General features: G+C 40.9%; 29 protein-coding genes and 1 pseudogene. 27 read left to right on the forward strand and 3 right to left on the reverse strand.

Going from position 1 to position 24,072, the window contains the following annotated elements:
* Nucleotides 1–185 precede the first annotated feature (185 nt).
* Nucleotides 186–425, reverse strand: a complete 240-nt coding sequence (locus DESACI_RS07720) for a thioredoxin family protein (RefSeq protein WP_014826625.1) — start codon at nucleotides 423–425, stop codon at nucleotides 186–188.
* Nucleotides 426–438: 13 nt separating this feature from the next.
* Nucleotides 439–744 (reverse strand): ArsR/SmtB family transcription factor, encoded by a 306-nt coding sequence (locus DESACI_RS07725; protein WP_014826626.1) that lies wholly within the window; start codon nucleotides 742–744, stop codon nucleotides 439–441.
* Nucleotides 745–912: 168 nt separating this feature from the next.
* Here DESACI_RS07725 and DESACI_RS07730 point away from each other — a divergent pair, with 168 nt between their 5' ends.
* The 23 genes and pseudogenes from DESACI_RS07730 to DESACI_RS07830 all read left to right on the forward strand — a co-directional run bounded on the left by DESACI_RS07730 (nucleotide 913) and on the right by DESACI_RS07830 (nucleotide 20,323).
* The gene (locus DESACI_RS07730) at nucleotides 913–1,218 is read left to right on the forward strand and encodes an ArsR/SmtB family transcription factor (RefSeq protein WP_041276363.1); all 306 of its coding nucleotides are present in this window, start codon (nucleotides 913–915) and stop codon (nucleotides 1,216–1,218) included.
* A gap of 144 nt (nucleotides 1,219–1,362) precedes the next feature.
* Complete coding sequence (gene arsB / locus DESACI_RS07735) at nucleotides 1,363–2,424, forward strand: ACR3 family arsenite efflux transporter (RefSeq protein WP_014826628.1); 1,062 nt, start codon at nucleotides 1,363–1,365, stop codon at nucleotides 2,422–2,424.
* A gap of 34 nt (nucleotides 2,425–2,458) precedes the next feature.
* Nucleotides 2,459–2,872 carry an arsenate reductase ArsC gene (locus DESACI_RS07740; RefSeq protein ID WP_014826629.1) on the forward strand — a complete coding sequence of 138 codons (414 nt, stop codon included), beginning with the start codon at nucleotides 2,459–2,461 and terminating at the stop codon, nucleotides 2,870–2,872.
* Between the two features lie 13 nt (nucleotides 2,873–2,885).
* Complete coding sequence (gene hgcA / locus DESACI_RS07745; protein ID WP_014826630.1) at nucleotides 2,886–3,890, forward strand: mercury methylation corrinoid protein HgcA; 1,005 nt, start codon at nucleotides 2,886–2,888, stop codon at nucleotides 3,888–3,890.
* A gap of 11 nt (nucleotides 3,891–3,901) precedes the next feature.
* Nucleotides 3,902–4,198, forward strand: a pseudogene (hgcB, locus tag DESACI_RS07750) (mercury methylation ferredoxin HgcB); the annotation flags it as partial.
* A 132-nt stretch (nucleotides 4,199–4,330) separates the two neighbouring features.
* The gene (locus DESACI_RS24485; protein WP_158310160.1) at nucleotides 4,331–4,528 is read left to right on the forward strand and encodes a hypothetical protein; all 198 of its coding nucleotides are present in this window, start codon (nucleotides 4,331–4,333) and stop codon (nucleotides 4,526–4,528) included.
* Between the two features lie 473 nt (nucleotides 4,529–5,001).
* Complete coding sequence (locus DESACI_RS07760; RefSeq protein ID WP_014826382.1) at nucleotides 5,002–6,363, forward strand: IS1182 family transposase; 1,362 nt, start codon at nucleotides 5,002–5,004, stop codon at nucleotides 6,361–6,363.
* Between the two features lie 87 nt (nucleotides 6,364–6,450).
* Nucleotides 6,451–6,972, forward strand: a complete 522-nt coding sequence (locus tag DESACI_RS07765; RefSeq protein ID WP_148271278.1) for a hypothetical protein — start codon at nucleotides 6,451–6,453, stop codon at nucleotides 6,970–6,972.
* Nucleotides 6,973–7,312: 340 nt separating this feature from the next.
* Nucleotides 7,313–7,552 carry a class I SAM-dependent methyltransferase gene (locus DESACI_RS07770; protein WP_207643918.1) on the forward strand — a complete coding sequence of 80 codons (240 nt, stop codon included), beginning with the start codon at nucleotides 7,313–7,315 and terminating at the stop codon, nucleotides 7,550–7,552.
* A gap of 159 nt (nucleotides 7,553–7,711) precedes the next feature.
* Nucleotides 7,712–8,113 carry an SPASM domain-containing protein gene (locus DESACI_RS07775; RefSeq protein ID WP_049804043.1) on the forward strand — a complete coding sequence of 134 codons (402 nt, stop codon included), beginning with the start codon at nucleotides 7,712–7,714 and terminating at the stop codon, nucleotides 8,111–8,113.
* Nucleotides 8,114–8,646: 533 nt separating this feature from the next.
* The gene (locus DESACI_RS23025; RefSeq protein WP_014826634.1) at nucleotides 8,647–9,465 is read left to right on the forward strand and encodes a DUF92 domain-containing protein; all 819 of its coding nucleotides are present in this window, start codon (nucleotides 8,647–8,649) and stop codon (nucleotides 9,463–9,465) included.
* Nucleotides 9,466–9,649: 184 nt separating this feature from the next.
* Nucleotides 9,650–10,507, forward strand: a complete 858-nt coding sequence (locus DESACI_RS07785) for a DegV family protein (protein ID WP_041276006.1) — start codon at nucleotides 9,650–9,652, stop codon at nucleotides 10,505–10,507.
* A 195-nt stretch (nucleotides 10,508–10,702) separates the two neighbouring features.
* Nucleotides 10,703–10,828 carry a hypothetical protein gene (locus DESACI_RS25420; protein WP_282434160.1) on the forward strand — a complete coding sequence of 42 codons (126 nt, stop codon included), beginning with the start codon at nucleotides 10,703–10,705 and terminating at the stop codon, nucleotides 10,826–10,828.
* Nucleotides 10,829–11,025: 197 nt separating this feature from the next.
* Nucleotides 11,026–12,258, forward strand: coding sequence for a DNRLRE domain-containing protein (locus DESACI_RS23540; RefSeq protein ID WP_014826637.1), 1,233 nt, complete (start codon nucleotides 11,026–11,028; stop codon nucleotides 12,256–12,258).
* Nucleotides 12,259–13,119: 861 nt separating this feature from the next.
* Complete coding sequence (locus tag DESACI_RS25660) at nucleotides 13,120–14,130, forward strand: collagen-like triple helix repeat-containing protein (RefSeq protein ID WP_014826638.1); 1,011 nt, start codon at nucleotides 13,120–13,122, stop codon at nucleotides 14,128–14,130.
* A 416-nt stretch (nucleotides 14,131–14,546) separates the two neighbouring features.
* Entirely contained in the window at nucleotides 14,547–14,990 is a 444-nt protein-coding gene (locus DESACI_RS07800; protein ID WP_014826639.1) for a MarR family winged helix-turn-helix transcriptional regulator, read from the forward strand.
* A gap of 4 nt (nucleotides 14,991–14,994) precedes the next feature.
* Nucleotides 14,995–16,692, forward strand: a complete 1,698-nt coding sequence (locus DESACI_RS07805; protein ID WP_014826640.1) for a GH3 auxin-responsive promoter family protein — start codon at nucleotides 14,995–14,997, stop codon at nucleotides 16,690–16,692.
* Nucleotides 16,689–17,864, forward strand: a complete 1,176-nt coding sequence (locus DESACI_RS07810; protein ID WP_014826641.1) for an MFS transporter — start codon at nucleotides 16,689–16,691, stop codon at nucleotides 17,862–17,864. Before DESACI_RS07805 ends, DESACI_RS07810 begins: the two co-directional genes overlap by 4 nt.
* Before the next feature lie 14 nt (nucleotides 17,865–17,878).
* On the forward strand, nucleotides 17,879–18,085 hold the full coding sequence (locus tag DESACI_RS24190; RefSeq protein WP_148271280.1) for a hypothetical protein: 207 nt from the start codon (nucleotides 17,879–17,881) through the stop codon (nucleotides 18,083–18,085).
* A 73-nt stretch (nucleotides 18,086–18,158) separates the two neighbouring features.
* Nucleotides 18,159–18,395, forward strand: coding sequence for a hypothetical protein (locus DESACI_RS07815; RefSeq protein WP_014826642.1), 237 nt, complete (start codon nucleotides 18,159–18,161; stop codon nucleotides 18,393–18,395).
* An 81-nt stretch (nucleotides 18,396–18,476) separates the two neighbouring features.
* Entirely contained in the window at nucleotides 18,477–18,779 is a 303-nt protein-coding gene (locus DESACI_RS07820; RefSeq protein WP_158310161.1) for a putative zinc-binding protein, read from the forward strand.
* Between the two features lie 568 nt (nucleotides 18,780–19,347).
* Nucleotides 19,348–19,671 (forward strand): TIGR04076 family protein, encoded by a 324-nt coding sequence (locus tag DESACI_RS07825; RefSeq protein WP_014826644.1) that lies wholly within the window; start codon nucleotides 19,348–19,350, stop codon nucleotides 19,669–19,671.
* A 373-nt stretch (nucleotides 19,672–20,044) separates the two neighbouring features.
* Nucleotides 20,045–20,323, forward strand: a complete 279-nt coding sequence (locus tag DESACI_RS07830; protein WP_014826645.1) for a hypothetical protein — start codon at nucleotides 20,045–20,047, stop codon at nucleotides 20,321–20,323.
* 152 nt (nucleotides 20,324–20,475) lie between these two features.
* On the opposite strand, the gene DESACI_RS07835 is transcribed toward DESACI_RS07830, so the two are convergent.
* The gene (locus tag DESACI_RS07835) at nucleotides 20,476–20,781 is read right to left on the reverse strand and encodes a zinc-ribbon domain containing protein (protein ID WP_014826646.1); all 306 of its coding nucleotides are present in this window, start codon (nucleotides 20,779–20,781) and stop codon (nucleotides 20,476–20,478) included.
* A 248-nt stretch (nucleotides 20,782–21,029) separates the two neighbouring features.
* Here DESACI_RS07835 and DESACI_RS25120 point away from each other — a divergent pair, with 248 nt between their 5' ends.
* The 4 genes from DESACI_RS25120 (at nucleotide 21,030) to DESACI_RS07855 (ending at nucleotide 23,910) form a co-directional block, all read left to right on the forward strand.
* Nucleotides 21,030–21,398, forward strand: coding sequence for a cell wall-binding repeat-containing protein (locus tag DESACI_RS25120; RefSeq protein ID WP_282434170.1), 369 nt, complete (start codon nucleotides 21,030–21,032; stop codon nucleotides 21,396–21,398).
* 241 nt (nucleotides 21,399–21,639) lie between these two features.
* Nucleotides 21,640–22,074: a MerR family transcriptional regulator gene (locus tag DESACI_RS23040; RefSeq protein WP_014826647.1), complete on the forward strand. Its 435-nt coding sequence runs from the start codon at nucleotides 21,640–21,642 to the stop codon at nucleotides 22,072–22,074.
* Between the two features lie 4 nt (nucleotides 22,075–22,078).
* Nucleotides 22,079–22,846: an EFR1 family ferrodoxin gene (locus tag DESACI_RS07850; RefSeq protein WP_282434171.1), complete on the forward strand. Its 768-nt coding sequence runs from the start codon at nucleotides 22,079–22,081 to the stop codon at nucleotides 22,844–22,846.
* Between the two features lie 251 nt (nucleotides 22,847–23,097).
* Nucleotides 23,098–23,910, forward strand: a complete 813-nt coding sequence (locus DESACI_RS07855) for an EFR1 family ferrodoxin (RefSeq protein ID WP_014826649.1) — start codon at nucleotides 23,098–23,100, stop codon at nucleotides 23,908–23,910.
* Nucleotides 23,911–24,072 lie beyond the last annotated feature (162 nt).

Genomic DNA, 24,072 nt, shown 5'->3' on the forward strand with positions numbered 1-24,072 from the left:
AGCGACTGAAGGATGAATGTTCACCTCCTATAAGTAATTAAGTATTTTCTAATATTATTATAATACGTCATTTTTCTTTTTCAAGAGAGGCAGACCGTAAAAAATAAAAAAACCGTCATCATCTGATGGCGGTTTTAAGGTCAAGTTGTGGTGAATAATAGAAAAGGTAGCAAAGGTTGGTGAATTTAATTTTGCGTTTGAATTAACTTTATAATTTCGGCCACAGACAATACTTTTCCATACGATTTCACCTTTTCGTTAATCACAAATCCAGGAGTTCTCATGACGCCGTACTTCATGACCTCTTTAATGTCCTCAACTTTCGTTATCGAGGCATCGATTCCTATCTCAGCAATGGCCGCTTTGGCATTAGCCTCTAATTTCTTGCAGTTGGCACAACCGCTGCCCAGAATTTTGATCTCCATTTTCTGTACCTCCTTAAGTAATAGATTCTTGAATGCTCATAATATGGGCGATAGCAAACTCATCCGTTAGTTCAATAATAGCTTTAACTTTCTCAGAGCTTATTCGATAATGAATATTGAGCCCAACCCTCTCACTTGCGACTAAACCAGCCTCTTTAAGGATCTTTAAGTGTTGTGATAGGTTTGATTGGCTAAATTCAACATCTTCAGTGAGCTTGCAGACACATTTAGGTCCATCGAGTAAAAATTTAACAATCTTATAACGAATCGGATGGCCCAACGCCTTTAAAATTTTTGCGCTTAATTCTATTTGGTTCATGATGTTCATCCTTTATAGGTATAATCGCTTTACAAGAATAATTATATTATAAAATACTAATATAAATCAATTTTAATTTATTTGTATAATCTAATACAAGCACGAAGACAACAGTGAGGATACATATGCCTCTTGTTCATATCTAAAAAATTTGATATAATTAGTTTCATGATAGATATTGTTAAAATTTCGAAAGCACTCGGTGATCCTATTCGCTATAACATTTTATTGATGCTCCTCAACCATAAAGGATGCACTTCATCACTATGTCAGACAGACATGGAGGGCGTGTGCAATTGTGAGATTATGGAGGAGTTTGGTATGATTCAGTCTCGTGTTTCTTACCATATGAAAGAACTCTGCGAAAGTGGGCTTGTCACAGAAATACCCAAGGGAAAGTGGAAATATTATACTCTGAATAAGGAGGCCATACGAGAGTATAGCAAAGAATTAGGGGTTATTTTTCAACTATAACCCCTATTATTTTGAGGTAACCATCAAAATTTCTTGATATGTTAAGGAAAACTTAAGTTATCGTGATTAATGGAACACACATTACCTATGATAAGGCTTATATGTTTTTTATGAATAGTTAAATAAAATTGGAGGCGATACATAATGAACCATGAGAAACCTGTTAGTCGCAAACTCTCTACTCTGGACCGATATTTAACGTTATGGATTTTCTTGGCTATGGCAGTTGGGGTGGGATTAGGATACTTTGTTCCTTCGTTTTCTCAATTTCTTAATCACTTGTCGGTTGGGACGACCTCGATACCGATTGCTATTGGTTTAATCGTTATGATGTATCCCCCTTTAGCTAAAGTTAATTACAGGGAAATCGGAAAGGTCTTTAAAAATGGCCGGGTTTTAGGCTTGTCCTTAATTCAAAACTGGGTGATAGGGCCTGTCTTAATGTTTTTACTTGCGATAATCTTTTTACGTGGTTATCCCCAGTACATGGTTGGGTTAATTCTCATTGGATTGGCTCGGTGCATTGCCATGGTCATTGTTTGGAACAGTTTGGCTGAAGGAGATTCTGAGTATGCGGCGGCGCTGGTAGCCTTTAACTCTGTATTTCAAGTGCTGTTTTATTCCGTTTATGCCTATTTGTTTATTACGGTTTTGCCGGGAGTATTTGGCCTGAAAGGAATGCAGGTCCATGTTTCAATGGGTGATGTTGCAGCCAGTGTAGGAATCTATCTAGGCATACCTTTCCTAGGAGGTATGCTAACGAGGCTTTTCTTAGAACCGGCTAAGGGAACTGATTGGTACAAAGGTGTATTTGTTCCCAAAATAAGCCCATTAGCATTGATCGCTTTGTTATTTACCATCGTTATTATGTTTAGTTATCAAGGCCGTTATATTGTTCAATTACCACTTGATGTTGTAAAGATAGGTATTCCGCTCGTTATTTATTTTGCTGTTATGTTTACGCTGTCCTTTTTCATAAGTAAACGGATGGGGATTAATTATGCTCAAACAACAAGTTTATCGTTTACTGCGGCGAGCAATAATTTTGAGTTGGCAATAGCCGTTGCAGTCGCTATGTTCGGAATTCAGTCCGGTCAAGCTTTTGCCGCTGTGATAGGGCCGTTGATTGAAGTGCCGGTTATGATTGCTCTTGTCAATGTTGCATTGAGCTGGCGCCGAAAATATTTTGGATTGCAAAAAAGTTGATAGAATAGAATTTACTTTCTAAGGGGTTATACTAATGAACAAAGTTAAAGTTGCATTTGTGTGTGTGCACAACTCGTGTCGCTCACAGATGGCAGAAGCTCTTGGCAAAATGCTTGCATCAGATGTCTTTGAGTCCTATTCAGCCGGTACGGAGAAGAGACCGTATATCAATCAGGATGCCGTTCGGATTATTAAACAGCTGTACCATTTTAATATGGAAGAGGCGCAGTTCTCGAAGCTTATTTCGGATATTCCAACACCGGATATTGTTATTACAATGGGTTGTAATGTGAATTGCCCTTATGTACCCTGCAATTACAGAGAAGACTGGGGTATTGAAGATCCTTCTGGAAAAAGTGACGAAGAGTTCCTGAAGACGGCAAGAACTATAGAAAATATGGTTTTAGACCTGAAGGAACGGATAGCAAACAACGAAATTACAGTCTAAGATGAGGAGCACTATGTTAGAAATAAGCAGTAGCAGAGAAATCAAAATTACTCAAACGTCTTCGGAATTAATGATGCGTGATATATTAGGTTCTTGGAAGGCCCGATGGGGAATAAACCGGATGAATTATAAAGTCGAGCCGGGTCTTTATAGTATCGGAAAGCCTGATAAATCCTCCCCCGTTTTTGTTTCGGCAAATTATAAAATGAGCTTTGACAGCTTAAGAAAAGAATTAAGCGGATTCGATGCCTATATCATGGTTATAGATACCAAAGGAATTAACGTTTGGTGTGCCGCAGGCAAGGGGACATTTGGGACAACAGAAATTATAAACCGTATTGCTATCGTTCAATTAGACAAGGTTGTTTCTCACAGAAATATAATACTGCCACAATTAGGGGCACCGGGTGTCGTCGGTCACGAAGTATTAAAGTATTCTGGTTTCAGAGTTATCTATGGACCGGTAAGAGCTAAGGATATTAAGGACTTTATGAATGCCGGAATGAAGGCTGCTTCTGAAATGAGGAGGGTTAAGTTCAGTGCCTATGATAGGTTGGTTTTAACTCCGGTTGAATTAGTTAATACAATTAAGCCTTCATTAATGATATTTGGAGTGCTTTTTTTGCTAAACCTTATTGGGATAGGGCCATTCGGCTTCGTTGATTTTTACGGGTATTTAGGTTCCTTGATCGTTGGATGTGTGTTAACTCCGGTACTGCTCCCTTGGATTCCCGGACGGGCCTTCGCTTGGAAAGGCTGGTTATTGGGGCTTATCTGGGCAGTCATCGTAAATTTGCTGAATGGATGGCCGTATGCACCGCAATATGGCTTATTAAAAGCTCTGGGTTATTTGTTGATTCTTCCTTCACTTTCTGCTTACCTGGCTATGAATTTCACAGGCTCTTCAACATATACTTCCTTCTCAGGTGTATTGAAAGAGATGAAAACGGCTATTCCGGCGATTATAATTTCGGTAGTTTTAGGGGTTATTTTGATTTTGGTTAATAGCTTTATCTAGCACAAAAGGAGTATAAAATGAAGAATAGATATTTGAAAAATGTCTCTACTTTAAAGATGGAACCCGAGAAATGCACAGGCTGTGGAAAGTGTCTTGAGGTCTGCCCTCATAACGTTTTTGTCATGACAAATGGTAAATCGGTAATTACGGAAAAAGATAATTGCATCGAATGTGGCGCATGCGTCAAAAACTGTCCGTTTAATGCTCTGGAAGTTAAACCTGGCGTTGGTTGCGCTTCGGCCATTATTAAAGGCTGGCTTACAGGGACCGAACCGAGTTGTGATTGTTCGGATGGTAGCTGCTGCTAATTTACGGAATGCACCCCTTTTTAAGCCGATGCACCCCCCTTTATCAAAAGCGGAGGTGCATCGTTAATTTGTATCAATAGTTTTGAGTCATTAGACAAAAAACCTATACGGTAGACTTTCTAAGCAAAAAATGTGTTGAAAGTAATGGCCATGCTGCCCAATACTACGTCGAGGATTGCCACCCGGCAATTATTTCTAAAGAAGATTTTGCAGCCGTTCAACTGGAATTTAAGAGAAGGTACAGCATGCGCGGGTACTCTAAGACAGGAAGGAGCACTTCCACGGGTACCCTTTTTGCGGGAAACTGTTCTGCCAAAACCGCGGTTCTAAGTTTAGAAGGTCGGCCTGGGGAACAGAGAATAAAAAGCATGTGTAGATTTGCATCAACCAACAGAATGGTGATGCTGCATGTGAGAAAAAATGAGAAGGATTTAGAAAAGGCCTTTTGAACAACAAACAGGCAATCCTGACTATAGGATATGTCTTATTGGCGCTAGATTTTTGTTATTAGTATTAACATTTATAAAATTTTATTTTTATGGTAAATATTTTAGTAACGCTATAAAATAGGAACATTTGGAATTATATTGAGTGATAAGCAAATTACATTATGTAAATAATAACTTAAAATATTTTTAAGAGGTGAGAATCTTGATAATAAATATAGTTAAGTGAGTTAGTTTCATAATTCATACCCCTTGATATAAGCGGGCTTTTTACCCGTAAAAAAAGGAGTACCTCCCCAAAATCTCGAAAGTGTAAGTGACCAAACAAACACCGAGAGGTTGAAAGGAGAACTCCCAATGTTTAGTATTCGCCAAGAACGTCTATTTTCCTTGGAAGAAATCTTAGAAATGTCACCGAAAGAATCGTATCCGCTTCTATTGGAACCGCTGAATATTACTCCTTTGTTGAGAGTGGTTTCAAAAAGGGCATTTTTGGGAGCTCCAACCACGCTTAACTATTCAGCCATGATCTATTCTTTATTCATTCGAGTGATCGAACGAATTCCTACGATCAAAGATTTACGAAAACGATTAAAAAACAGCTTGGAATTCCGTTTCGACTGCGGCTTTACGATGGCTGATGCAGTTCCTAGCGAGTCCTCTTATACTCGAATGATTCAAAAAATCAAGGGTTCTTCTGCTTTGGAAAAAATTCAAAATGAACTAGTCTCTCAGGCGTTTCAAGAAGGCTTCATCGATGGGGATGTTATAGCCATCGATGCTACTCATATTGAAGCGAGAGACCGTAAACCTGAGAAAAAGAAAGACGAAGAGATTCCGGTCAAGCAAACCTCCAAAAAACGCGGACGAAAACCCAAATCGGAACGGGAGAAATGGCTCAAAGAACAACAGGAACTGGAAGAGAATCGACCCCTCTTTGAGAAGAAAATTGAAGCTCAACTTCCTCTTGATTTCAAGACGATCGAACAGCAAATCCCGCAAGATCCTCACTGGGGAATTAAGAAAAACTCCGAGGGCAAAAACGTCTTTTGGTTCGGGTTCAAAGGTCATCTTCTCGTGGACTGTAAAAGCCAATACATTTTAAAGTCCTTACTTTCCTCGGGAAATGTCAATGATGGCAAAATGGCGATTCCTCTACTCAAGGCTCTTCATGAACTTCACCCCCAGCTGAAGCCTTCCTATTCGCTTTTGGATGCTGGTTACGATTACAGCTCAATTTACCAACAAGCAAAAGCCATGGGGTCAAGGGCCCTGATTGATTACAATCCACGCAATGAACAACTACCTGAAGACAAGGACAAATACTTTTGCCCTAAGTGTCAAGAAGGTCATTCCTACCGATATGATAGCTATGATTCCCGATACGACACGTTGAAATATACTCAACCCAAGGAGTGCAAAGAGTGTCCTCTGAAAGAAAACAACCAGTGTCAAAAGGTATTCAAGGTTAAGGTTTCCTCAGACCCCAGAAAATACACCGTTCCAGCCAGAGGAAGTGGGCGCTACTTTGAACTCTATAAACAGAGAACAGCCGTAGAACGTGTTAATGCTTATCTCAAAGAGTACTTTCAGTTAAACAACATTCGACATCGAGGAAACGTAGCCAAAGTCGATTTCGAGTTTTCTATCCTGACCTATACCCTCTGCAAATTAGCCGTAGACCGATTGAACAAGTTCAAACGTATAGCTGCAGCATAAATCTTCAAAAAATGTTACTAACGAAATTCTGAAGGTCTGAGCTTTAACAATTAAACATTATGAAATTGACTCAAGTTATTAAATAAATTGCCAAAAATCAAAGACTCTATGGTAGTCGGTCTGTTAGGTGGGTTAATAGGTGCTCTCAGCATGGATTTGTCTAATTTTATTTTATGGCGTAATAACAAAACTGAAGGACTTTACGGACATTTAGCAGGATCAATGATAATGAGACCTGGCAAGTTAAAACAGGGTAAAAACTTTATTGTAGGGGAGATTTTGCATGTTACAGTAGGGTCAGTTATTGGTCTTATTTTAACTGCAGTTTTTCGTGTGTTTGGAAAAGATCATTATTTTATAAAGGGAGGCTTTCTAGCGACTGTAACTTGGGGGTTTCTTTATAATTTTGGTCAAAAAATGAATTTTTATAGATTAAAGCCTCATCTTACAAAAAGTAGTTATGCATCAATATTACATCACCTAATTTATGGCCTTGTAACCTCAAAAGTAATTGTGTTTTTTGCTGATCCCAATATGTTCTCTAGTAAAAAATCTAATGAAGTTAGTTATGAGCAAGAAGTCAATCCTAATTTATCTATAGTTGAGTAGTAACAATCAGCAAATACTAAAATTGTGAGGTTGAGAATATAAAGATGTTAATATCATTTTACTGTAGCCATATATTACCATTACACTTGAGCACGTAGGCGTTTCTGAGATGCAGTGTGTTCTCTACTGAGCCGATTTGGCAACTCCAGGCACGTGGAGTGCGTGGTTCGTTTAAGAAAACAGACACTCTGGAGCCGCTTGTAGCAAGGGCTTCAGAAACGGAGTTTGCATCCGGGTGAAAAAGTCTTGGATCTCGGATGCGGTCGAGGAGAGGAAACCCTACAAGCAGCAGCTCTGGTTGGCGGGGACGGCTTTGCTTGGGGGGGACATTACCCAGAAAATGATTGAAAGAGCCCAAGAACGCGCGGATCAAGTCACGAGCAAGAATGTGGCTTTTCTACTATCGTCGATGGAGAAAATCCCGATTGGGGATGAATGCCTGGACGCCGTGCTTAGTAACTTTGCTATCAATCACGTCGAGGATAAGGTCGCTGTTTACCGTGAGATTCATCGTACTCTAAAACCCGGCGGCCGATTTGTTGTTTCGGACCATAATGACGGAAACGCCTCTACCCTCTGAGATTAAGCAGGATCCGGAAGCAGTAGCTGCTTGTTTTGGAGGGGCCATTACTGATCACATTAGACGGGCCTCAAGAAGTTCATGACTAACGTCGTCATACTGCAGGTGGGCAAGGGACGTACGATAAGGTTATGCTCGGTGTCACGGAAGAATTGGGCAATGTTTGTTAAGTTAGCAGAGAGACATCCTATTTTGAAGAAGTTTCATAGACCAGAGTTTAAGGGCATTAATCACCTAGTTCAGACAGGGGAACTATATTTACCTTCGTATGACACTTGCCCAGCCTGTAAAACAGAATGGGTCTTTGATCTTTACGGCGATATTTATGGGTGTACCGCAACGACTGGTCAAAACAACTATAAACTCGGCACGTATTTTCCGGAGTTTAAACTCAAAGCCGATGAAGTTAAAGAATGGCAGGAACGGAGTGTGCTGACGATCCCCGAATGTCAGACCTGTGAGGTCAGCTTGATCTGTGGCGGAGGGTGTGGTGCCGTGGCTAAGGATCGACAGGGAAAAGTTCTGGCTCTCCAGATTGTCACCCCATTAAGGAACTTTTAACGATAGGGTTAAATTACTATGGTGATGATATACTGAAGATTAGTTATTAAGACCGCCGATGTCGTTAAAATGGCTCTGGTGGTGGTAATTTTCATTGCCAATTCAGTCCCTTCTATATACCGCTTATATACCAAGATGGGGTATATAAGCGGTATATGGAGGCGCTTGTACTTCAATAAGAGTTGCTCGGTGGGGGCGATTGGACAAATTAGATTTGATGCCCCGACTATTGACTAGGAGAAATACCTTGACTGCAAGAACTGTGTAAATTATTGCCCGATGGGAGTTATATAAGTGAATGAATAGAAGAAGGGATCCTAATAGCGCAAGATTAGGCTCCCTTCTTCTATTGCGCTACTTCCCAGGTTTAATCAACATGCCATTATTCAGATGGTTCATAGACCGTGTGGCGGAAGAGCCACATGGAAGTATAATCGAAAATTGGTGGTCAAGTGACGGGAATCTTTTAATGAAATGTATATCGCCCATATCATTCTTTATGATAGAATAATCTAAAAAGGTTCTAGAAGAAAATGATTTTTGATACTCTTTGGATAGATATTTCAGTAATTGCCAGCATTATAGCAATTTGTATTTTGGCATACAAGGCGAAGGCACTCACACTTTTGGGGGCTCTTTTTGCCTTTTTCCTGACTGTTGGGATTTATATTTCTGGCGGTATTCCTTTCTTGGCTGCTTTGTTAGGATTCTTTATATCCTCTAGTTTTTTTACAAAATTACGTGCAAACGAGAAGGAAGAGCTCGAAAAGGCATTGTATGATAAGGGCGGAAACAGAGACCAAGTCCAGGTCTTAGCCAACGGTGGGGCTGCATTTATCATTGCAGCAGCTCATTTCCTGATGCCTGATAAACAGCTTTTTGTAGCGTATTTTGTAGCAATAGCGGCCTGTAATGCTGACTCATGGGCTTCGGAAATCGGTATTATGAGTAAGGCAACCCCATTTTCCATTATAAATTTGAAGCCAGTACAAAGAGGTATGTCCGGTGGGGTGACATTCCTCGGATTGTTTGCAAGTGCTTGCGGCGCTTTGTTTATTGCTGGTATATATACAATATTTATGTTTGTACGGTTTCCTTTCCTTGAACTGATAAGGGATTGTACAATTATTACGATATTTGGATTTGCCGGTGCTGCTATAGACAGTGCCTTAGGGGTGTTTTTCCAACCTGCTTACGTTGACAGTAGAGGGAGGCTCACGGAAAAAAGAGCTGAAGGCAGAGTGCAAAACAATAAGGTAAAAGGCTTCGAATTTTTCGGCAATGATATGGTCAATTTCGTAAGCTCCCTAGTGGCTGCATGTCTTGCATATTATGCCATAACTTTTTTATAATGAGCTTCCTCTAAACCTGTGGGAGCGGGGTTGAAAACCAAATAATCTAAACAGCTTTGCAGGCAATTGTAATCCAAGGCGTATTAACGCACTGAAAATAGATGTTATAATACTATCATGAAAAATCAGCCTAAAATGTATGTCGGAATACAAAATAGGTAAATGATGAAGGTGAGATAAGAGGATGGCTGTGATTGTTTTAACGGATAGCACAAGCTATTTGAGTGAAAAGATCAGAAAAGAGTTAAATATTAAAATGGTATCTTTAAATATTTCCTACGGAAATGACAGCATGAGAGAAATTGACATAGATAATGATCGATTTTATAAAATGATGGCCTCGAATGGAATTCCAACATCCTCACAGCCTTCAGTGGGGGACATGTATAGAGAAATGCTAGATGTGGTAGAGAAGGGTGATAGTCTGTGCTGTATTTTCTTATCATCTGATATGAGCGGTACTTTTTCAACAGGTCAAATAGTGAAAAAGATGGTTTTGGAAAGACATGAGAATGCTAAGATAGAGATTGTTGACTCTAGGTCCAACTGTATGCAGCTTGGCTTTGCTGTTGTCATGGCAGCGAGAGCAGCACAAGCGGGTAAGTCCTTGGAGCAGGTTAAAGAAGCAGCATTAGACATTATTAAAAGAAGTCGGTTCTTATTTATTCCTGAGAACTTAGACTACTTAAAAAAGGGTGGAAGAATTGGCGGAGCTAGTGCTTTGCTGGGAAATTTATTTAAAATTATTCCGATATTGACTGTGGAAAACGGCAAGACAACAATTATGATGAAAGTTAGAACTAAGAAAAATGCGGTTTTGGCTATGTTTGATACAATGTTGCAGGATATAAACAGCTGTGATTTAGGAGAGATTGTTATTCATCATATCAATTGTCTGGACGAAGCAAAAGAGCTTGCAAACGTGATTAAAGAACATCTTGAGGTAATCGTAGATATAATGGATATCGGTCCAGTCATTGGATTACATGTTGGACCAGGAGCAATCGGAATTGCTTATTATACGCTAAAGGCTATGAGATAACTTTAGAGACATCGGTTGACCCTAAGGTATTGGCTGGTCAGTACTGAGTTGACTCAGCAAGTTATTTTGCTTATGTGATGCCCCACGGGTGGATGTTAAGCAGTGGCTGCTGGTTGTATTGCAAGTAGGCTAATTTTTTTATTTGTTTTTTAAACCCGACAAGTTAAGCCCCCGAGGCACTTTGGTGTGACTTCATTGAAAGTATTTTTTGGTTATAAAATTGATGAACAAATATTAAATGCGTTGGTTGAGAAGATAGAAATTCTCACACCAACGCATTTAGTTTTAGTTGAAGAGCAGGATGAGGGTGGAGGAAATTGAGAAGTGAAAATCATTCAGCTTTTAAAAGATGAAGGTTGCCGAGAATATATTTCGCAGGTTCATTGCAAAGGTTAAGGTGCGATCGATGGGCGAAGTATAATTTGTGTTTAAATTGGAGTTGAGATGGGGGAGATACGATAACGAATTACAATAATAGGCATATTATGGATAAAATACAAGTGTAAGGTGGTGTAAAAATGGCGACTATCGACGTTTTCCCTACTGATAGTGTCTATATATCCCAATTTTATCACAATACTAATTTTGGAGCTGTCGATCAATTGTTTACAGGACAATATCTTATAAGTAAGGTAAATCATTGTAAACCGGATGCTTATAGAACATTATTGAAATTCGATATTAATTTACTTTGCTCTGATATAATATGTAGTGCTAAGCTATTTCTTTTTGTAAATAGGAAAGATAAACCCGATGCAGAGCTTTCGCCACAAACCGTAACAATATATGAAAATGAAAATGACTTTAACCAAGCAACTGTAACTTGGGATACAGCACCAAATACAATTATTACTCCTTATTCTTTTAATGTAACTGATCATGATGTAGGGTCTTATATAGGAATTGATATTAAGGATTTAGTTCAAGGTTGGGTTAACTCTTGTCATGTGAATGACGGTATTACACTTATTGGAATTGAAGATAAAATAGATACGATTATTGGATACGCAAGTACGGGAAGTGTCAATCCGCCTTTTTTAAGCATAAACTTTAGCTCATGTACCGGAGCGACCGGAGCGGCCGGAGCGACCGGAGCGACCGGAGCCACCGGAGCAGCAGGAGCGACCGGAGCCACCGGAGCAGCAGGAGCCACCGGAGCCACCGGAGCAGCAGGAGCCACCGGAGCCACCGGAGCGGCAGGAGCCACCGGAGCCACCGGAGCCACCGGAGCAGCAGGAGCCACCGGAGCCACCGGAGCGGCAGGAGCCACCGGAGCGGCAGGAGCCACCGGAGCCACCGGAGCGGCAGGAGCCACCGGTGCAACCGGAGCTGCGGGTGCGGGATTAGCGGCATTTGCCTATATTTATAATTTGGGCCTTCAAGTCGTACCGTTAGAATCGGATATATTATTCAGTGATAACGGAGTAATTTTAGGTAGCATTACCCATGCGCCGGGAACAGCTCCAATTATCCTTGGTGCTGCCGGCACCTATTCTATCTGGTTCAACACTGAATGTAATGAAGCTAACCAGTTTACCCTCTTCCAAAATGGTGTTGCCGTTGCTGGTGCCACCTACGGTTCTGGGGCTGGAACTCAACCAAACCCAGGTATGGTAATTATTACAGCTAACGCTGGTGATGTGTTAACCTTGAGAAACCATACTAGTGCGGCGGCAGTTACCCTGCAGACTCTAGCAGGCGGGACTGAAAGCAACGCAGATGCCTCTATCTTGATTGAAAAAATTAGTTAATGACGATGAATTTTTCAGGCTACTAATGAGCAAGCCATAAACATGCTCTCAATGTGATATTCGGTTTTTGGACCGGTCTTTGTCTCTATTGTGCAAACTGTGGTAAGGATTGTGCTAGAGCCTTGATAGGCTGTACGAGTAATGTAGTTATCCGATACACCCATAAAAACTTTCTATAAGGTAAAACACCGGTCAAGGTAGTGAAGGTTACCTTGACCGGTGTTTGGCACATGCATATAATCATGAAACCGTCAATTGTTTTCTTTACCGACTTTATAAAGTGTCAATGTGTTTGCTAACCCGACAAAATAGCGACCCCACGCACCCTGGTCACGGCAAATAAAAATATAGCTCTTCTATATAGACGAGGCACGTTGAGACGGTCGCCGTGATAGAGCGGAAGTAACCTGGTATAAGCGGTTTTCAGGGTTTCGGGAAATATTGATAGTGTGTTTTATGTTTCCTTGGACGTATGTTCTAAGGGAACTTTTGTTTTCCTGATCCAGAAAACAAAACATAGAATCTGTGGTGAATCTTCTAATAAGAGGACTTAAAAATCCTGAAAATTGATCAAGTAGGAGATACGGCTAACCCACTCCTCTCTCAAAATTTAGCATGAGGGTCCGCATGGTTTCTGAAGGTTAACAAAGCTATCATGAACAAAACTTTTAGCCCTTAATGATCTAAATAAGAATTGTTGAGGGCGTTATTTGTATACCATGACTATCCACATTAGATGGGGATCTGTTCCGCAGGCTGATTCAGAAGGTCAAGGTACAGTGAAAAGTAGGTATATCACCAAACTTGTGTACAGCCCATATTATGGAATATATGTCACAAAATAATGAGGAGGCAATAGTATTGGTTTCACTTACAACTGGTTTGATTGAGAATACGCCTGTTGAGGGCGTTCGGCCAACTGCCAGTCTGACGGTACAAATATCCAACGATGATACTGTTGGCGTGACTGTCCAGATATCAGGGTATTATTTAAGCGGAACAACTAAAGTCCTGTACGTCTTGGAAGTATTAAGTTTGAATCCAGGAGATGTGGCAACGCTTAGCTATTATGCTCAATTTAATGCTTTTGAATTTCAGTTTTTGACTAGTTCTCAAGTTGTTGAAATATCTACTTGGGGTAAAAACACAACAGGTGTTTTAGTAGCTGCACATCGGGTTTTACCTTCAGAACTAAACTCTCTAATTCCACTTGGCACAGGAGCAACAGGAGCAACCGGGTCAACCGGGGCCACAGGAGTAACCGGGGCCACAGGATCTGATGGAGCAACCGGAGCAACCGGAGCCGGTGGGTCAACCGGGGCCACAGGAGTAACCGGGGCCACAGGATCTGATGGAGCAACCGGAGCAACCGGAGCCGGTGGGTCAACCGGAGCCACAGGAGTAACCGGGGCAACAGGAGTTACTGGAGCTACGGGAGCAACAGGAGCCACTGGGGTAACTGGAGCAGGAAGCACATTAGCTTCCACGCAATCCAGTAGTTCCTTAAGTCTTCCCATTACCACTCAAGTATCTGTTCTGTCCCTTGCGGTAACCACTACGTCAGGGCAGACATTGAAATTGGATTCCATGGCAGAAGTAGAAATAACAACAACCGCTAGCGCCAACTATCAATACACTATTGACTATCAACTTTTCCTTGATGGATCATCAATTGCTGCAATAACAGTTGAAAAAGAAACCGATAGTCAAACAGCAACTTCACGTCTATTTGGCGAAATTCCTAACTTGACATGGATTGATACTCCGGCTGCCGGTTCTCACACCTATGAAATCCGAATTACAGTTACGGGTACAAACATTACAAGTGCGGTTGCTCTTACTAGAGCATTAAATGCTCTTACCTTCGGATAAGTCATAACTAAAAGAAAGGTTCAGAAAGAGGAGTACTTTACAGAGGACTCCTCTCTGCTGAATATATTTGGATATGCTTTTACTTTGGACATGTTGAATACTTTAAAGTATGACGAAAACATTGATTTGCTTATATTGATGACTTTGCGATTTAGACCTTCCCCCTAAAGTGGATGCAACCTTGCAAAGCCCCGATATATCATCTATGGTCATCACTGACTTTAGGAAACTAATGCTAAAGCCACTTACTCTGGCCAAAAGGGAAGAGGTTTTAGTCATTGAATGAGAAATTAATCTTGCATCACGAATTTATAATCAGATATGCCAACATGTGGTAATAAGTAAATGTACAAAGCTTTATTGACAAAACTGTTTAGGTCAATTATTATTTACTTAATAAATTAGAAGGTGAATATATGAGTAATGATCCTAACACTTTGATGGAAAATATGGATAATTTGCTGCGGGTGGTTTGGTCCAAATACCAAGAGTACCTGATTCCCCCGAGCGGTGTTTTATCAGTGCACCAGATCTTCTTTTTGCGGTTTCTGGAAAGAAGGCAAATCTGTACTCCCTCAGAAATTTCTCAGGAGTTTGGTATTACCCTTGGAGCGGTTACGGGCTTTGTAGATCGGCTTTATAAACTGGGATTGATTGCCCGTACCCGCAGTGAGGAAGATCGACGTTTGGTCTTGGTGAGTTTGACGGAAAAGGGAAAAAGCCTATTGGAAGAACTTAGCCGGCAAAGAGCTGATAAGACTAAACGGTTGCTCTCAGCCCTAGGGGAAAATGAATCAAAACAACTAAATCAAGCTCTGGAAAGGTTGCAAACCGTTTTAACGAAGTTATACGAGGAGTGATAGGATGGGAATCAAGAGGTTGGCGATTAGAGGTTCCTTTTCACTGATGACTCGTTATTATTTTCGGCAGTTTGTTAGACAGACCCGGCAAGCGGGGAAGCTTAATCGACAGGTTTTGCAGGAAGTGCTTCGAGCTAATGCCCAGACTGAATATGGTCTGGCCCATAAGTTTGCTGGGATAAAGAACGAGGAAGAGTACAAACGGCTTGTGCCGCTGCAAGTCTATTCGGATTACGAGTCCTACCTGGAGAGTATGCTTCTAGGTCATGAGAATATACTCACCGCGGAACCGGTAAAATATTTTGGATTGAGTTCGGGTACCACAGGCAAACAGAAATACATCCCAACAACTGGTAAAACTCAGCGTAAAATGAATATGAGCATGATGTTTCTTCAACAAGGACTGCTGAACCAGGCACTGCCTGCAGCTAAGCGGGCAGACAAAGGTCTGCTGTTAATGAACATGGTACAAGGTGGAACGACACCCGCTGGAATCCCTACAGGCTCCGGGACTTCTGGAGGAGCCAAGTCCATGCACCAGATCTTCCCGTATTTCTGGACTTCACCGCTTGAGGTTTTACAACTTTCAGATCAGCAGACTGCCACCTATTTACATTTATTATTTGCCTTAAAAGAACGCGGTCTTGCCTATATTGGCGCACCCTTTGCCTCTGGCATTATCCAGCTGTTTGCCGTTCTAGAAGAACGCGGGCCGGAACTTGTAGAGGATATTGCCAAAGGGAGGATTTCCCAAACGTTGGTCTTGGAGCCGGAAACCAGAGCGTGCTTAGAACAAGGCTTAAAGCCAGACCCACGCCGGGCAGAGGAAATACTCAGGGAATTGGCCAAGGGGGCAGCGGGAATAGCCTCCAGGCTCTGGCCCCAAATGGTATATCTCAGCTGTGTGATTAGCGGCTCTTTCAGCATTTACCTGGATAAACTGCATTTTTATTGTGGTGATCTGCCTATTTTTTCTGCCGTGTACGGAGCTACGGAGGCATTAATTGGTGTGGCTACCGAAGTCAATAAACCTTACTATGCGGTTACTCCGGGGTTTGCCTATTATGAATTTATTCCTATTGCTGAGGCTGATTTGCCGCAACCGCGAACCCTTAATCTTGATCAACTGCAAAAGGACCAAAGCTATGAAATTGTAGTGACAAATTTTTCCGGTTTTTATCGTTACCGAATCGGAGATGTAGTAAAGGTTGTTGATTATTATTTCAACACCCCGCTGCTTGAATTTGGTTATCGCAAGGGACAATTGCTGAATTTGGCCGGTGAAAAGACCTCCGAACAGGCTGTCATCGCTGCGATACAAGACGCAAGTTTAACGTTAGGATTGCTGTTAGAAGATTTTACGGTGGTTCAGGATTTGGCAGGTCCTTTAGGAAGCTACCAGTTCTATTTAGAAGTTGCTGATGTTCCAGCAGCAACAGAGAAAGGTGTGAAAATAAGGCAGGCATTGGATGAATGCTTGGCGCAGGCCAACCCACGCTATCTGGCGGCCGTACAAGACAGACGTCTTGCTCCGCTGGGACTAAATCTGGTTGCCAAGGGGACATTTGGGGAAATTCGGAAAATGTTAGTTCAAAGAGGAGCATCAAACAACCAGGTAAAAGTACCTCGGATGGTCCGAGATGAAGCTCTAATCAATACACTTAGGCACAATGTAGTCTATGAAATAAGAGGGATATTATGAGAGATAAGCGGGCAAAACCTTTAGCTATTCTATTCGTAATTCAGTTCCTGGTGATGGTGGGATTTGGTATAGTCATTCCGATTTTACCCTTTTATGTGAGTAAGCTGGGGGGCACACCCATTACTCTCGGGGTATTCATGGCGGCCTATTCTATCATGCAGTTTTTCTTTGCTCCTTTTTGGGGGAAATTATCTGATCGTATTGGGCGTAGGCCTGTATTACTAATTGGTTTATGTGGTTACGGGGTTACCTATTTTTTGTTCGGCCTTGCCAGCAATCTTTGGGTGCTAATTTTAATCAGAGCCTTGTCCGGGATGATCTCCTCGGCCACCCTCCCAACGGCGATGGCTTACCTAACAGATATCACTGAAGAGGGACCGGAACGTTCCAAAGGTTTGGGGATGCTCGGTGCTGCCATGGGATTGGGTATGATCTTTGGACCAGCCCTAGGAGGCTGGCTTGGTCACTTCGTCTTTACTGCGCCTTTCTTCGTAGCGGGTGGTTTGTCTTTGCTCGTAGTGCCTTTTGCCTGGTTCTCCCTAGAGGAAACCCTAGGCTCACCAAGGCCAATGGCCCAGCGGGCCCGGCCTAAAATGACCCTGGCAGTAATCAAAGACCCGCTGTTCGTTCTCTTCATCTTTAACTTTGTGATTACGTTTGCCATGTCTATGTTTGAGGCGACCTTTGCCTGGCTGGCTGCAGCTAAGGTTGGTTTTGGCACAAAGGAGATTGGAATTGTATTTGGAGTAGCCGGGGTTTGCGGGGTAATTATTCAAGGAGGCCTTATGGGTAGGTTAGTAAAGAAATTTGGTGATTCTACCCTGGTAGTCTCCGGTGCCCTTCTGTGTGCTTTAGGGCTCGTGTTAATAATAAGTTCAGCAACGGGATTAACCATAGTACTTGCTACTGTAGTCTACATGGCTGGCACATCTCTAGCCGGACCCACCAGCTCGAGTCTCGTCACTAAGTATGCTACCGAGGGGCAGGGCGTGTCTTTAGGGCTATTCCAGTCTTTCGGAAGTTTAGGCAGAATGTTGGGTCCAATCGTTGGCGGTGCCCTATATGGCCTTTGGATTGGCCTGCCTTATGTCAGTGGGGCGGGGGTATTAGTGTTAATCATAATAATGTATGGCAAGCGGATTGCAGGATACTCCGTGAAGCATTCCGTTTAGGCGATTCGAAGTTAATGACTGCAAATCATTTTCATATTGGGTATGAGAATAATGATTCTGCGTGTCAGTTATCAATACGTTGCCAAAACACACGTTGTGACCATGGTTCAATTAAGAAAACGGAAACCATGAAAGTCGCTCTACAAGCGGCTTTCATGGTTCGCCAATATGTAACTAAAAGATGCAAAAAGTATTACGATAAAGGCGGGCAGCCGATGTAGTATGATTTGATTGGCCTTTCCATTCATAGTGGAGAGGCTTTAATACAAATTCAGCCAAAGGAGGTGCTTGAACATGAAGACATGTCGTAATTGCGGATTAGGTATTGAGGTAGATAATGATCAGATGATCTGTTTTAAGTACAAAACGACGAGTAATTCTGAACATGATAAATCAGACTGTCTCTATTTTATCCAAAAAATTATTGAAGATGGCGAGCCTTTGTCACCTATACAACATCCTTTGTTAGTTGAGCAAGAGATAAAAAAGGGTAAAATGAACATTAGTATTAATGATGGTTTTCGGTTATAAGTATGCAGTGCCTTGAGCAATGAAAGGATAACTATTATGAATATTGGAATATTCCCTTGTCAAGGACGTTGTAACGTTAGTATGATGACAAAAACGGTTGCTGCATTTTTCGAGGATGATAAGATAGTACGCGTATTACCTCATTTGAATTTACCCCTTAATAATGAAACAGTTTCTAACGAGAAGTTTATTGCCCTGAATGGCTGCCCTGCAAAATGTGCTTCCAAGGAATTTGAGATTGCTAGAATTAAACCACATGAAGAGGTTGTCATGACTAAGGATTTTGATCCTAAAAATAATGAAAAATATGAAGAGTTATTAAATATTGATGATGAGGTATTCTTAGTGCAAGAAGTGATTGAGCGATTATTGGAAAGTAAATAGGAAGGAGGCGTAAGGATTAAAGACATTGATAATTAAAAAGAGCGAATATTGCTTCAATAAAGGTCCCTACCATCTTTCTAACCTCAAGAGGAAATAGCCGCTTTTATAAAAGATAGTTGGGCGTCGAGTGACGACAGTATTCTAAATATGAATAACTATGATTACCGATGTGGAGAGTGATAAGAAGTTGAAAATACAATTAAAGACGGTGGTAATTGTCGTATTAGTATTAACAACTATATTTACCGCTATCTGGATATTTCTTCAACCCCCAGAGATTGACGAAAACTCTTCAAATAAAATAGATAAATATCTGTATAGACGTGGTATTTCAGTACGAACTAAAGAATAAGAGATAGTCCTTATGCTTGGTCTTCTGTGAGCATTTCATCGATCCCTAATTCACCACGCGTCACCTCGCGCCCTAGCTAAGTTCAAGAAACCGCCTTGCGTAAAGGTTAGCTGGTGGTCAAGAACTGGTTCCCTAAAAGGCTCGTTTTGAAGGGGTTGAGGTGGCAGGGGTGAAAGGATACTTTGTTGAAGACGGAAAACAAGAAGGAGGTTAAAAATGGGAGCAACAAAATATTATGACATAAAAATTACAGTTCTAAAAAAACTTGATGTTGGCGATATCCATGAAAAGTACGCCTCAGAGGGGGTTCCAACTAATTGTTCGAAATATAAGGAAGGACAAGAGTTCATTTCAAAGAATTGTAATAAACCAGAAGGATTTTGTAGTTGGGCTTGGGCAGGACTTCAAGATAAGGTTGTGTATTTAGCATTAGGACATGATTATCCTTGGGTAAAGCAGAAAGGAACCGAAATTTTCTGTTGCGCCGATGGACTTCATCCGGTTCTTTATAAGTTAGAAAGAATTGAACTCACGTCATAACCTTCTTGAAGCCATTGTAAATCAACCACGCCACCCGCATTAACCTTAAGAAGAAGTAGCCACATTGATAAATGCTAGCAAGTGGTCTTGTGCTAAGAACGTGTTCAAAGAACACGATGCTGTTTTCGCGATGAAAGTAGGTCCTTCGAAACCGGTTTATAGGAATTGGTTTAAAACAGCCGTAAGCCGCTTAAGCACGAAAAGGATGCGGTGGTGAACGTTAACGTTATGGTTAAAAGCCGAGAATGATCTCAGCATGTATGGCTCAGAGAGACGTATGAAAGCGAACCCCTGATGAAGCATCGAAAGCTAGCTAGGATGACATCAAAGCCGAGTCGAAGGGCGAAGATTAAGTCGATGGAGTTGAAGCAACATGGAAGAACGGGTGGAGGAAATAAAACCAATTAGTCGTATTCGTGCAGTACGAAAGCTTGCACTTCGTGACCCCAAAAGGGGCAGACGTGAATTGATGTATCAATTCAATCGGTATCATAAAACAAAGAGGAAAAAGGTAACAAATACAAAATCTAATAAAAAGCCGGAAAACCAAATGAATTATAAAGTAAGTACTGATGATATTTCAGAAGAAATTAAGGATGTAATGAATCGTTTGGCGTTTGACCGAGCTATGATACTTGGTGATCAAAGTTAATTTTATAGGAAGCTAAGTTTTTGAGGCGTGAGTTGATGGGAACCGGAAAGCTGGAGGGGTGGGTCAAATGTGACTTTGACTTGACCAGCTAACGTAATCAGCAAATAAAAAAACTTCCCAAGCGTTAAGCTTGGGAAGTTTCTTTGAACGATTTACCAATTATTGCGTCGTTGTGATTGGAAGCAGTCACGGCAATAAACGGGTTTGTCACCGGATGGTTGGAAAGGCACCATTGTTTCTTTTCCGCATTCAGCGCAAATCGCTGGGAACATTTCTCGTTGTTGGCGACTGTATCCACCGCTATTACCACGAGTTTGTTGCTTGCGGGCTGCACGACAGGATGGGCAACGACCAGGTTCATTGGTGAATCCCTTTTCAGCATAGAATTCTTGTTCATTGGCGGAAAAAACGAATTCTTGACCACAGTCTTTGCAAATAAGAGTTTTGTCTTCGAACATTAAAAAAACCTCCTTGAATTTTCTGCCCGCTGGTGTGGGATTTAATCTTCCCATAGCTTTAGGCATTTAAGAAGGTCTTATATATCCACATATTCTAACGAGCGTCTTATAGTATAGCAGAATTGTGGCTGATCCACAACCAATTACTCGAAAATTTTTAGAACACCTCAATCTCTCTCAATCTCTCTCAATCTCTCCAATTTCCAGTCACTCACGCCCGCCACACGCACCGCTGGATTGTAAAGGGCATACAACTTAGCCCTCAGACTGGTACATTCACCGCAGCTCCAACAACCCCAACATCAACTGGTAGCAGTGTACAGAGATTATATGGCCGAAACCAAATCGATACTTCTCTGGCCATTGCTAAAGCAGAATACCCTAACAAAGTAAGCAATGTGGTCTTAGCTATCGCCGACAATTATACGGATGCCTTAGTCGGAAGTGTCTATGCGGCTAACCACAATACCTCGATAATACTGGTAGATGGAAGTCTTTCCGATCAAGTTGTGAATTATCTGAAAGGCAAGAAACTGACAGGAGCAACAATATTTGGTGGAGAGGCTGTCGTAATTAAAGGTATTGAGCAGCAGCTTGGACAGTTGATAGGAAAATAGAAAAGATAATAGAAAAGACAAAATAAAATTACCCCATGTGATCAGAAATTTATTGATCACATGGGGTGTTTTGTTAATGTGTTTTCAAACCCGACAAATTAAGCACCCGTGGCACATTGGCGTTACTTTATTGAAAGTATATTTATCGTATATCATTACGTGAACGGGGCATGTTGAGTACGAAACAACTATTGACATTAAAGTATACTTGAATGTTATGATTTGTGCAAGGAGGTTTTGTATGAAAAAATATACTATTAAAGAAGCATCAGAAATGCTTATACTTCCGAAAGCCACCTTGCGCTATTATGACCAACTTGAATTAGTTGTACCCCAACGGGCCAATAATGGATATCGCTACTATACCGAGCAGGATATCCGCCACCTTCAATACACGGAAGTTATGAAAATCAGTGGTTTCACTTTGATGGAAATAAAACAGGTATTAGATTTCAAACGTGAGTGCAATATTAAGAATTTTCCATCGTTATTGCAAATTATGATTGACAAGAAAGACGATTTATTAAAAAGGATCGAGCTTTACGATTCAATGGTTAGATTTATCGATCAGGCAAGCGAACTCATGAAAAATAAAAAAAGTCCTTCTGACATGGATAAAATTGATAAACTAATTAGCGATGTCTATCGATCGATGACAGGAGGCAACAATAATTAATAGAATCTACTTTTTTACTGGCACGGGAAACAGCTTGCATATTGCGGAGGAAATCGCAAATGCACTATCTGATTGTGAAATTATTGCGATTCAGAAAGGCATTGATCCTGAGATACCTGTCGGCTATGAACGTATAGGATTTGTATTCCCTACTTATGGGTGGGGCTTACCGATTATGGTTTCGGATTTTTTAAGCAAAGTCTGTCTGTCGAAACAGAGCAACACATACCTGTTTGCTGTTGCAACCTGTCTCGGTATAGCTGGTAACGCCATTCCTCAAGCAAATGTTTTGTTAAAAGAAAAAGGATGCCGCCTGAATTATGGTGCTAAAATCAGGATGTTTGGAAATGCAGTCACAAATTATGACATGAACATTAAGGTAGACGAAATCACAAGAAGATCAGAAAAACGTGCTATACCCGTGGTACGGGACATTGTGAATAAGACGGCACGACGTATTCCATCCATTAAAAAGATCCTTAATCGGTTCTACCTCAAATATATCAGCGATATTCCAACAACAGACGAAAAGTTGGATGTCAATGATGATTGTATTTCTTGTGGAATATGCAAGAGTGTCTGTCCGGCAAAGAATATTACATTGGAGGATGGAAAGCCGATCTTTCATCATCAGTGCGAACGCTGCTTAGCCTGCATTCAGCACTGCCCCAAACGTGCGATCAATTATGACAATAAAACGCAAAGCCGCAGGCGGTACACACATCCGCAGGTAGGAAATAAAAAAATCGCTAATTACTACACGAACTGTTAATAAAAAATGAAGAGAAGCTTTTATCAAAAACTTTCTAGGCTAGCAGGCCATTGAAAGCAGGACATTTTTTTCAATAGTCATGGCGCTATATAGTTTCCTTTTGATTAGAAATTAACAGTTACAGAAGTTCCCTGTTCTGTAAAGTTGATGAAGAGATTGTGAATTAAATTACTAAATTATTGAGACTTAAAAATGTGATTTCTATTTGTAATTTTTAAAGTGTAAATCAATCAATGGAGGAGCTAAAAAACATGAGAACAACAATATTCTATTTTACAGGTACCGGGAACAGCCTGATGCTTTCTCGTGATCTTGCTGATGAAATAGGGGATACTAGGATAATATCCATTCCTAAGGCGATGCAAGAATCTGAAGTTGATGTGTCGGACGAATGCATAGGTTTCGTATTTCCTTTATATTACCAGGTTATCCCTGTTATTGTACAGGATTTCATAAAAAGATTACAACTTAACAAATCGAAGTATATTTTTGCTGCTGTTAACAGTAGATCATTTCAAGGTTATGCTTTAACTCAACTTTCAAATCTTTTGTCCGAGCGAGGAACTGAATTGGCTGCCGGTTTTCACCTTTTATTACCGTATAACTATATCATCAACCCTTTAGGGATAAAGCCTCCAAGCGATTCAAAGAGAGAAGATTTGTTCAGACAGGAAAAGCTAAAAGTAAAAGAGATCGCCGGAATAATAAAAGTACGTAAACGGATAGGGATTGAGAAAAAACCTTTGTTGAGACATGTACATCCATATTCTTTTCTCAAAAAGGAAAAATTGGCTTCCAAATTGATTAATGAAGCAAAGAATTTTCGAGTTGACAATCGTTGCATAAGCTGTGGTCGTTGTAAATCGGTATGTCCAGTAAACAATATTGAAATCGTCAACGGGAGACCGAGATGGAATGATCGATGCCAGCAATGTCTTGCGTGCATCAATTGGTGTCCGAAAAATGCAATTGAATATAAAAATATAACTTTGCGTAAAAGACGGTATACCAATCCTCTTGTAACTGTAAAAGATATGATTGAATCTGCTGCTGAATGCATTTAGCCTCTGCTGTCAGCCCATTGATTTCGCTGGTATTTAAGCATGGCAAGATTATACGGATAAGCTGATAAATCAAGGCAATTACAAAATATTTATCTCAGTTGATATAAAGGGTTACCAACAATTAGAAGAAGGCCGCCCGAGGAAAATAGAGAAATATCACCT

Source organism: Desulfosporosinus acidiphilus SJ4 (assembly GCF_000255115.2).
GTDB classification, from domain to species: Bacteria; Bacillota; Desulfitobacteriia; order Desulfitobacteriales; family Desulfitobacteriaceae; genus Desulfosporosinus; species Desulfosporosinus acidiphilus.